Here is a 309-nt window from a genome sequence, read left to right as displayed (position 1 = left end):
TCGAAGCCACAAGTCCATGGGCTTCGAGTTCGCCGACTGCAGCGGACATCGTTGGTTTGGAAAAAGCGAGCGCGGCACTCAGTTGCGGCCTTGTAACCGGTCCGGAACGCGAGATCATTTTCAGGACGGATCGTGCGCTTTCTGTAAGTGGCTGATCAATACGAGCAGGTAATTTTTTCAAGAGATGTCGCTTCACAAAGTCGTTCCGGGATGATTCCGCAGCGCCTGCGAAAAGGTATAATTCATTTGGTAAGGCACTTTACAATAACTTTGCTCAACACAGAAGAGTCATCGCGCACAAGTTTCAGA

At 49.8% G+C, this 309-nt stretch carries 1 protein-coding gene; it reads right to left on the bottom strand.

The window, feature by feature from the left end; all coding sequences use genetic code 11:
• Positions 1 to 196: helix-turn-helix domain-containing protein (locus ABKW30_RS29285; protein ID WP_348602277.1), on the bottom strand; the 196-nt coding region annotated here is incomplete at its 3' end.
• Positions 197 to 309 lie beyond the last annotated feature (113 nt).

Origin of the sequence: Phyllobacterium sp. SB3, from assembly GCF_040009165.1 — a bacterium.
GTDB lineage: Bacteria > Pseudomonadota > Alphaproteobacteria > Rhizobiales > Rhizobiaceae > Phyllobacterium.
This window is presented reverse-complemented; position numbering and strand designations above follow the sequence as displayed.